The sequence below is a fragment of the bacterium SCSIO 12741 genome (assembly GCA_024398055.1).
GTDB lineage: Bacteria > Bacteroidota > Bacteroidia > Flavobacteriales_G > Salibacteraceae > SCSIO-12741.
In genome coordinates this window covers 2190972-2200897 of record CP073749.1, presented here as the reverse complement: position 1 = coordinate 2200897, position 9926 = coordinate 2190972, and the positions used below count along the sequence as shown (strand labels likewise).

The window sequence follows — 9926 nt, the reverse complement described above, 5'->3', positions numbered from 1 at the left end:
TGTCGGTTACGGTAACTGTTAAGGCTCCAGCTCCGGCATTACGGATACTATCTCTGGCTCCTGCCGTTCCTCCACTCCAGGCGTAGGTGTATCCTGGTGTACCGCCACTTGGGTTACGATGGCTTCACCATTGGTCTGACCATTACATAATGGATTGGTAGTGCTGGTAAAGCTTGCAGACAGACGTGTTGCAGGTTCAGTAATCGTGGTTGAATCTATACCTGTACAACCTTGATTATCGGTTACAGTTACGCGCACTTTACCTGCACCCAAATCAACCCGGATACTATCTCTTGTACCTGGATTACCGGCATCCCAGTTATAAGTATAACCCGGGGTTCCTCCCGTTGGAGTAATGATTGCTTCTCCGGTATTGTCTCCTTTACACAGAACATTGGTTTGACTGGTAAAGCTGATAGCAATTCCAGTTGCCGGTTGATTTACGGTGTTACTTCCGGTGGTTGTACATCCGTTATTGTCGGTTACAGTTACCGTTACAGTTCCCGCGTTTAAGCCAATTCTAAGGTCATCGGTGGCTCCGGCGTTTCCTTTGCTCCAGGCATAGCTATAGGGGCCCGTACCTCCACTTGGCACTGCTTGAGCTGTTCCATCGCTTCCATTCAAACAAGTAACGTGTTGGGTAATGTTAACTGTTACCGATAGCGGATTTGCTGGTTCGGTTACAGCAAATGTTGTGTCTTCCGTACAACCGGCATTGTCGGTTACGGTTACGGTATAATTTGCAGCGGTCAAGGTATTCACCGTATTGAATCCGGCACCATTTGGACCATGCGACCAGGCATAGTTGGTAATAGGCGCTGTACCTCCACTAACCACAACGGTTATCGAACCATCGTTTCCACCATTACACTGAACATGAGAAATGGTTGAAGCTCCAAAGGTCATTGGATCTGGATCGCTTAGGGTAATAACTTCGGTATCGGTACATCCGTTGTCATCGGTAACGGTTACGGTGTAGGTAACACCACCTTGAAGGTTGGTGGCTACACTATCATGAACCGGGGTAAGTACACCGGCTGGCCAAGCAAAAGAATAAGGAGCTGTTCCTCCAGTTGCCTGAACCGAAACTGATCCATTGGCAACTCCGGCACAAACCACATCCTGAATAAGGGTTTGACTTGCATTCACTCCTGTGGCAGGCTGAGAAAGTGTTACGGTAGCTGAATCTTTACATCCGGACTCACTCGTCACTACCACTTTGTATGTTCCAGCCATCAATCCAGTGGCTACACTGTCGGTGCCACCTGAAGGACTCCAAACGAATGAAGGTTCGGGTAAACACCAACCCAATCGGATATTAGGTCGGCTAAAAGCAGAACCAATCACGGTATCCTTTACACAGGCATCTTCGGTTCCACTGGTATACCAATGCGCCGATCGATAAGCCGTGGTTGTAGTTTGAACACTTGGGCTTAAGTGAATGGCATTGGCGTTGTCATTTTTGAAACAGATTTCAACCACCAGGTTTGAATCTCCATCCCAAACAAAGGAATTGGAGAAGGTATGGTTCTTCCAGTTGTTGCTATTGGTAAACGAATAACTCTCGGAAGTCGAAGAATACACTTCAAACAATCCGTCTTCAAACTCGGTTGAGGAAAGGGTATCACTTGAGGTACATCCCATAGCAATGGAAAACTGCTTTGTTTGAGTTTGGAAGTTCCAGTTGGTGATGAAAAATCCGAGCGACGAAATCTTAGTTCCACCGGTAATTCCAGCAGCGTTCAACTCTGATTTTCTGAATAAGTATTGTTGCTTTACATTGTTGGTAGTGGCATAGGGGCTAGGAAGTGAAATTCCATCATGGCCTGTTGTACCTGTCCCTACCGTATCCAAGGTAGTTGAATTACAAGGATCGGTTGTCGTACCACATTCGGTAACGATCATTTTAACGGCAGCCGCACCATCAGACCCACCTTGACAAGACACATCGGTGCTATCGTTCATCTGCGCATTAAAGGCATAGGGTTGGTTAATCACAAATCTTCCGATTGTATCACAACCGTTGTCATCCGTAACGGTTACTAAGTGAACCCCGCCACACAAATTGGTAGGGTTTGCCGTAGTATTGGTCGTTCCAGACCAGGTATACTGGTAACCATTTGCTCCAGGAACGGTGGTATTTCCACCCACCACACCGGTAATATTGATCTCCCCAGTACAACCACCATCACAGTCGATATCGGTTACCGAGCTGTTTACAATTTCCACTGGAAGCGTAGCAGCCAGGTTAAATCCCGGGGTCTGAACGGAGTCGTTGTTAAACAGGTCAATTACCGTTACGGAGTAAGATACCCCAGCAGAAATTCCGGTAATGGTTTTCGTGTTGTCGGTAATCTTCAGACCCTGCTTGTACCAAACATAACCAAAGGGACCTATCCCTCCACTATGCTCCGCGGTCAGGGTTCCATCTTGAGAATTGTTACAACTCTCTTTGACCCCCACAATGGAGGCCGAAGTCAACGAATCGATGAGTACAATGTCCACCGCCACGGAGGTAGCCGCAGATACTGGACAGTTATCATCTTCTGAGAAATAGGTTACGGTGTATTTGTTGTTGGTCGCGGTTACCCCTGGATTCCAGGTAATGGTGGTGGTGTCGGGGTTAACACCCTTGTTGTTTGAAGTGGAACCTGAAAGGGCAATTGCTGAGTTGGTGGTGGTGGTTAATGTATCTCCGGAGTTGGCATCACTAAAGGAGAGGTCATAAACCAAAGTTGCCGACCGTAAGGTATTAATTGTCAAGGAGTCAACCTTACTTCCTCCCGTAATATTGTAGACCCCTCCGGTGACCATGACGGGATTTGAGTTACTCTGACACGGGTCAATAAAGAACTGGACGTCCCGCCGGACCTCCCCGACCTTTTTCTTGGTCGCTCGATCGTATTCCGTGATCTGCATGGCGACAATAAATCGCCCTGAGGTAGTCGGTGTGAAGGACAATTGCCCTGTGTTGGCATTAAAATTTGTGGCATCCAAGGGGTTGGTGGCTGAGTAGGGGAAGATGTAACTCAAAGCCGTACCATAGGCGCTCTCCGTCGGGACGAGCTGAAAGACCATACTGTCTCCATCGTTTTCCACCACTGCATAATTGTAGGTAGCTGGGTTCCCCAAACAGAAGTAAGGCGTGGGGTCAGCGGTAAAAATGGGGGAAGAGTTGGAGTCTCGGTTATCGGTAAAAATAGTAGCCTGGGTATAAAAGTTTCGGTTAGCAGCATTGGCATTTTGGGCCGAGTTACGCGCAAAAAAGGAGTGGCCGATATACCATGCATTACACTTGAAGGGCAGAACAACAGTGTCCTCGTAGATAAACTTTTCCATCCCTTGATACTTCCGTTTACTCGGAGTAGAGGAACAGAAACTACTGTCAATCGCATACTTACAAAGCTGAGAAACTTCCGTCCCACCAGGATTGGTCAGTGGAAGGCTAACGGTAGCGTAAGGACTATTCCAACTGGTACCTGCCCCGTTGTTGGAACACAATTCAAAAATTCGAATGCTACGTGGACTGTTCGTCACACCAACCCCTCTACAATCTCGGTAGATAGTCAGCGTGATGATATAGTCAGTATCATTCAAAGCCTTGTATGTGATATCTCCCCCAGCAATGTGGGTGGCATGGGCTTCCTGAGCGGAAAATACCAGGGAGAGAAATAAAATAACAACCGCCGCGAAGCGGGAGAAGAATTTATAGCAATTGCGCATAGCTACTTTTTTTAACCAACCAAACAAGAAAATTTCCCTAATCGTTTGGTTCGAAACAATTTACCTTAGTTAGACTAAACTCGTAAAAATACAATCTTTTACCATTCGTTAACACCCCGCTAATTATCAAGGATTTAAACAAAAAAACGTTTATTAATTCCTGTCTTCTACGGCAGTTTCTATTGATTTGATTCACTAATTCGCTGTATGGCTTTGTCAAATAAGCCTCCGTAATGATAAAATCATGATTAGAAAGTCTTACAAATTTGGTGGCGCATCGGTCAAAAACGCAGATGGGGTGCGGAATGCAGCCGAAATTATTCGACAAGAAGAAAGTGTAATCGTTGTGGTGTCGGCGATGGGAAAGACGACCAATGCACTGGAAAAAGTAGTGGATGCCTACTTCAAAGGCGAGTCGACGGACGAATGGTTGGAGGAATCGAAGGGTTATCACCTGGAAATTCTAAACGCCCTTTTTCCTGAAGAAAACTCACCAGCCATGGAAAGCCTGAACAAGGTTTTCGCCTATTGCCAAAAATACCTGGAGCATGCCCAAGGCAAATCCTACGACGAAGTTTACGACCAAATTGTTCCGGCCGGAGAACTCCTTTCCACCCGTATTCTTTCGGCCTACCTCCAGGCTCAGGAAGTAGATCACCACTGGCTCGATGCTCGAAAATTGATCGTGACGGACGACCGTTTTCGCAAGGCCAACATACTTTGGGCGGAAACCTCGGAGGCCATCCACCATGCGGTTAAGGAAAAAGGCATTTACCTCACCCAGGGATTTATCGGAGGAACTTCCGAAAACAGAATGACTACGCTAGGCCGGGAAGGGTCGGATTACAGCGCATCCATTTTCACGAATATTTTAGAAACTGAAAGCCTAACGGTTTGGAAGGATGTAGAAGGAATTCTTAACGCCGATCCGCGGTATTTCAGAAACACGGAAAAACTGGATCATCTATCCTTTCGGGAGGCAATCGAGCTAGCTTACTACGGCGCTACTATCATTCACCCCAAAACGATTAAGCCTCTACAAAACAAGAATATTCCACTGTTCATTCGATCGTTTGAAGATCCGGAATTGGAGGGCACACGGGTAGATTCTGACACTTCAGACGACACCCAATTGCCAATCTACATTTACAAACCCAGCTTGGTTTTGCTATCGATATCGCCTAAGGATTTTAGCTTCATTGGAGAGAAACAGCTTAGCGATATTTTTTCCATTCTCTACAAGCACAAACTGGAGGTAAGTATGATGCAAAACTCCGCCATCAACTTCTCCTTGGTATTGGATGCTGAAAAAAGTAAACTTCACGCCGCGTTGGACGAAATTCGTGAAGATTTCCGGGTGCTTTACAACGAGAACCTACAGCTCATGACGGTAAGACACTACAACCAAAAAGTGCTTCAGGATATCGTATCCGGAAAAGAAGTATTGATGGAACAAAAAACCAGGGGAACGCTAAAAATACTGTTCCGTTAGAGTCCCAATTTCTTTTTGATTTTTGCTGGAATTGCATCCTTGTGAATGAGGATTGCAACTGTTTTTGCCTTGAAGTAAGCTTCTGATGCATAGAGGTATCCACCGCAATCGTTGCGATCGTCACCCCAGGAGTTCTTCACAATGAAGTAACCGGTCCCGTTTTGATCTTTACAACTTCCTGTAATGTGCATTAAGTGATCATCTGTAGTCAGGTAGTTATCGTACATCTTCTGGCGATTTTCCTGAGTTACTTCCAATTCCGGACCAGGCGCATTGAACAAAGTATCTCTACGCTCACGACTCATTTGCCCATACTCCACATCGGGCATAAAGGCCACTCCATTTTTAAAGGAAAATGTGCGCTCACTAACATCCGCGTCCCAAGCAACCGTATACCCTTGATCAACCGCATTTTTCATCACTTCCATCAAATCATCCAAGGGAAGATTGTAATACGATTCGAGCATCCAATTGTCAGGTATTTTCAATACAAATGACTCATAAAAGGGCTGGTGAGAAAAGGACGTAATCTCTACATAATCCCCCCAATTAACACCTAAAGATTCAGCATAACTCTGAGGAGTGTAGGACTGACCTTTAAATTCAAACTCTTCTGGAAATTCACCCAAGTAAGAATCCAGCATTCCTTCATAAGCACTTCGCCAGTGGTCTGATAATCTTTTATTGGGATTTTTTACCACAACCTCTACCATGGCCTTGGCCATAGCATCCATTTCTTCATGAACGGGCTTTCCATAATAAATGGGTTGTCCACCATAAGCCGACTCAGGAACGAGGCCATTTTTCTCGATGATTCTAATCAAATCATGAAACTGTCCTCCAGGCCCAAACTGGAAATAACCATGCATGCGCACATACTCCTCAGCCTTCATGCTGTAGGCATGGCGAACGATGAACATTTCACTCAGATTCACCGGATCTTTCCCCATGCGAATCAATTCAGATTCAAGAAAAGAGGACCCTCCAAAACTCCAACAAGTGCCAGAGCGGTATTGGTTTTTTACTTCGGTAGCTTCTTGTTCTTTAATATCCGAGAAGATAAATCCTCCCTCCTCTTTGTTTCTTCTTTCATCTTGCGAATGACCACAATAGGAAAGCAGAACCAAGCCACTTAGCAACAGGTATTGAAATTTTTTCATCGTAGGTTATTTGTGTAGTAAGTATTTCCGGGTTCCCCAAAATGCAGGTAACCAGGCTGCAATAAATCCAATGACTATAACGATCAACGAAACCGCCAGAAAATCAGCCCACTCCATGGAGACAGGATAATACTCGACGATGGCGCCGGTCTGCAATTTTACCAATCCTATCGTAGACTGCAAAATGCACAAGATGGCCCCAATGACCAATCCGCCACCTCCACCTAAGGCACTCACCATCATCCCCTCCAACAAAAACAGCCTGCGAATCTGGGCTGGTCGTAGTCCCATAGCCTGAAGGGTATAAATATCTTCTCGCTTATCGATGATGACCATGCTAATGGATCCAATCAAGTTGAAAGCTGCAATACCTAAAACGAAAGAAAGAATCATAAATGTGATCCACTTCTCTGTTTGGTTCGTCTGATACAGCACTTCGTTTAGCTGATAGCGTGATTTCACCTGGAAGTCATCACCCAGAATCTCCTTTAACTCACGAGCCACCTGATCCATATCGGCACCAGGAACCAGCCCCACCTCTACCGAACTAACCCGGCCTGGGTGCTGAAGTAACTCTGCCGAAAACTCATAGGGCGCCAAAACATACTGGTAATCAAACTCAGGATTAATCGCAAAAATGCCAGCTGGGTAAATGACGTCAGTTAAGAAAGCATCTTGAGGATTGACCGTTACCTTGGCCGTACGTTTAGCCGCATATACCTTAACGGGCTCAAACATGTGGGACAGAAAAATACTGAGCTGATCGGCCACACCGTATCCAACAATACAGTAGTTCTTGCCGTTTTCCCGTAGTTTCATATCACCGCTATACATCATGCTGTCCAGACCCGTCATTTCCAGGTAGGTGGAATCGACACCTTTTAGAGTGACAAAAAATTGAGCCTCCCGGTAGCGAAGCAATACGGTTTCTTGAATGGAACGCGAAATCAACCTAACGGCCTGGTGTTCGCGGAGTTTCTCCTCGGGAAACTCATCCCAAGCGAAGGTTTTTCCCTGAGCGGGCTCAATGCGAATCTCAGGATCGAAGGAACTATACAAATCTTCCACCAAAATTCGCATCCCATTGAAGGTCGAGAGAACCACAATGAGCGCCATAGCCCCAACTCCAATTCCCAAAAGGGAAATGCCGGAAATCAGGTTAATTACATTTCTACTCTTTCGAGCAAAGAGATAACGTTTCGCTATGAAAAATGGAAGATTCAATCCTGCTGATTATTTAAGCAGCTGATCGATTCTGTCGGCGTAGTCCAGACTATCATCAAGGTAAAAGGCGATCTCAGGAACCATACGCACTTGTCGACCAATCTTCTTACCAAGCAATCCTCTAAAATAGGATTGTTGTTCTTTGAGCGTCACCAGCACTGCTTGTGCATTATCGCTTGGAAAAATACTCACATATACTTTGGCAAACGACATGTCAGGACTCACCCTAACTACCGTGACGGTCACCATTTCTTTAATACCAAGTCCGCGGGTTTCCACTTGAAAAATATCACTCAAGTCTCGCTTCAGAAGGCTCTCCAATTTACTTTGTCGAATGCTTGCCATGCTGCAAAAATATTCATTTTGGCGGCTAAGCCGCTCGGTTACCAACGCAGAGCAGTTGGTAATAAATCCTAATTGATCGGTCTCCGGGTCAATTGAGCTTATCTTTGCCGCCGTGAAGAGCCTACGAAAAATCCTGGCCCTGGCTAAAAATTACCGGGGCTATTTGGCACTCAATGTGTTATTCAATCTTTTTGCGGTGATTTTCTCCCTGTTTTCCATGGCGATGATCATGCCGTTTCTGGATTTGATTTTTTTGAAAAAAGATTCGGAGTTCGAGTCCGCCCGTGATGCGGTTGCTCCCCAGTTTAATCTAAGTGTTGACAGTTTCGTCGACACCTTTAACTATCATTTTTCCCAGGTTATCACCTCGGGCGAAACCCTTTATGATGGCCGAATCAATGCCTTGGTGTTTCTATGTATCGTCATCGTAGTGGCCTTTTTCCTGAAAAACCTGTTTACCTACCTGGCTCTCTTTGTTATGGCCCGGGTACGAAATGGGGTTTTGTATGACCTTCGTCGCAAGACCTACGACAAAATTCTTCACCTCCCCCTTTCCTACTATTCTGAGGAACGAAAAGGAAACATTCTAAGCAAGTTTAGTAATGACATGGTGGAAATCGAATGGTCGGTTCTTTTAGGCATTGAGCTGATTTTTCGGGAACCCGTTACCATCATCGCGATACTTTCCTTCATGATCTACATGAGTCCGCAGCTGACTTTGTTTGTATTTCTGATGCTTCCCGTGACTGTTCTTGTAATAGGCCGGGTTGGAAACAGCCTGCGCAAATCCTCCAATGAGGGTCAAGATATGGCCGGAATGATCATTGCCAATCTGGAAGAAACTTTGGGTGGACTTCGAATCATCAAAGCTTTTAACGCGGAGAAAAAATCGTACAACCGTTTTCAGGAATTAACCCACAAGTACTTCACCTTGATGGTTAAGATTTACCGCAAACGGGATCTGGCTTCACCTCTAAGTGAGTTTCTTGGAGTCTCCATTTTGGCCATCATTCTTTGGTTTGGAGGAAGAATCGTGCTGCAGGAGGAAATGGAAGCTTCGGTATTTGTAGCCTTCATTATGTTCTTTTCGCAGATCATTAATCCAGCCAAGTCATTATCAAAGGCCTACTTCAATGTTCAAAAGGGAGCGGCCAGCGCCGAGCGATTAGAAGAAATTATTCAAGCGGAAGTGACTATCCGGGATAAGGAAGGAGCTAAAGACCTACCTGGATTCCAAGGCAAAATTGAATTTAAGGACCTCGACTTCGCTTATACCGGCGAAACCGTGCTTAGCAACATTAATCTTACCATCAACAAAGGAGAAATGGTTGCCCTGGTAGGAGCCAGTGGAGGTGGAAAATCCACCCTGGCCGACTTACTGCCTCGTTTCCATGATCCGGTTAAAGGAGGAATTTTTATTGACGGCACACCCATCAAGGATGTTACGGTTAGTAGCCTCCGCGATCAAATGGGAGTGGTTACCCAGCAATCTATTCTGTTTAACGACACCGTATTCAACAATATAGCTTACGGTGAAGACAAAGCTTCACTCGAGGATGTGGTGCGTGCAGCTAAAATTGCCAATGCTCACGAATTTATCGAAGGGTTAGCCGATGGCTACCAAACCAATATCGGAGATGGAGGAGGAAAACTTTCTGGTGGGCAAAAACAACGCTTAAGTATTGCTCGAGCTGTTCTCAAAAATCCATCGATACTTATTCTTGATGAGGCCACATCCGCTTTGGATACAGAATCTGAACAACTGGTTCAATCGGCCTTAAACAACTTAATGAAAAACCGCACCTCGCTTGTCATTGCTCACCGATTGAGCACCATTCAAAATGCCGATAAAATTGTGGTTTTAGAGAAAGGCATCATTGTTGAGGAAGGCACACACCAACAATTAGTCGAAAAAAATGGTATCTATAAGAAGTTATACCAACTACAGAATTTCAGATAGCGTATAACTTAATAAGAACTGA

Annotated in this window: 6 protein-coding genes; 2 read left to right on the top strand and 4 right to left on the bottom strand. The window is 45.4% G+C overall.

Annotated elements, in window-relative coordinates:
* Positions 1-18: 18 nt before the first annotated feature.
* Positions 19-3723, bottom strand: coding sequence for a SprB repeat-containing protein (locus tag KFE98_09260; protein ID UTW64306.1), 3705 nt, complete (start codon positions 3721-3723; stop codon positions 19-21).
* Positions 3724-3967: 244 nt separating this feature from the next.
* On the opposite strand from KFE98_09260, the gene KFE98_09255 reads away from it, so the two are divergent.
* Positions 3968-5215 carry an aspartate kinase gene (locus tag KFE98_09255; GenBank protein ID UTW64305.1) on the top strand — a complete coding sequence of 416 codons (1248 nt, stop codon included), beginning with the start codon at positions 3968-3970 and terminating at the stop codon, positions 5213-5215.
* Here KFE98_09255 and KFE98_09250 read toward each other — a convergent pair.
* The 3 genes from KFE98_09250 to rbfA are packed head-to-tail and all read right to left on the bottom strand — an operon-like array spanning position 5212 to position 7944.
* The gene (locus tag KFE98_09250) at positions 5212-6375 is read right to left on the bottom strand and encodes an aminopeptidase (protein UTW64304.1); all 1164 of its coding nucleotides are present in this window, start codon (positions 6373-6375) and stop codon (positions 5212-5214) included. The two genes, KFE98_09255 and KFE98_09250, sit on opposite strands and share 4 nt — an antisense overlap.
* A gap of 6 nt (positions 6376-6381) precedes the next feature.
* Positions 6382-7599 (bottom strand): ABC transporter permease, encoded by a 1218-nt coding sequence (locus tag KFE98_09245; GenBank protein UTW64303.1) that lies wholly within the window; start codon positions 7597-7599, stop codon positions 6382-6384.
* Positions 7600-7608: 9 nt separating this feature from the next.
* Positions 7609-7944 (bottom strand): 30S ribosome-binding factor RbfA, encoded by a 336-nt coding sequence (gene rbfA / locus KFE98_09240; GenBank protein ID UTW64302.1) that lies wholly within the window; start codon positions 7942-7944, stop codon positions 7609-7611.
* A 112-nt stretch (positions 7945-8056) separates the two neighbouring features.
* Between rbfA and KFE98_09235 the strand changes: the two genes are divergently transcribed.
* A complete protein-coding gene (locus KFE98_09235) occupies positions 8057-9904 on the top strand; it encodes an ABC transporter ATP-binding protein (GenBank protein ID UTW64301.1) in 1848 nt (615 codons plus the stop codon).
* Positions 9905-9926: the final 22 nt, after the last annotated feature.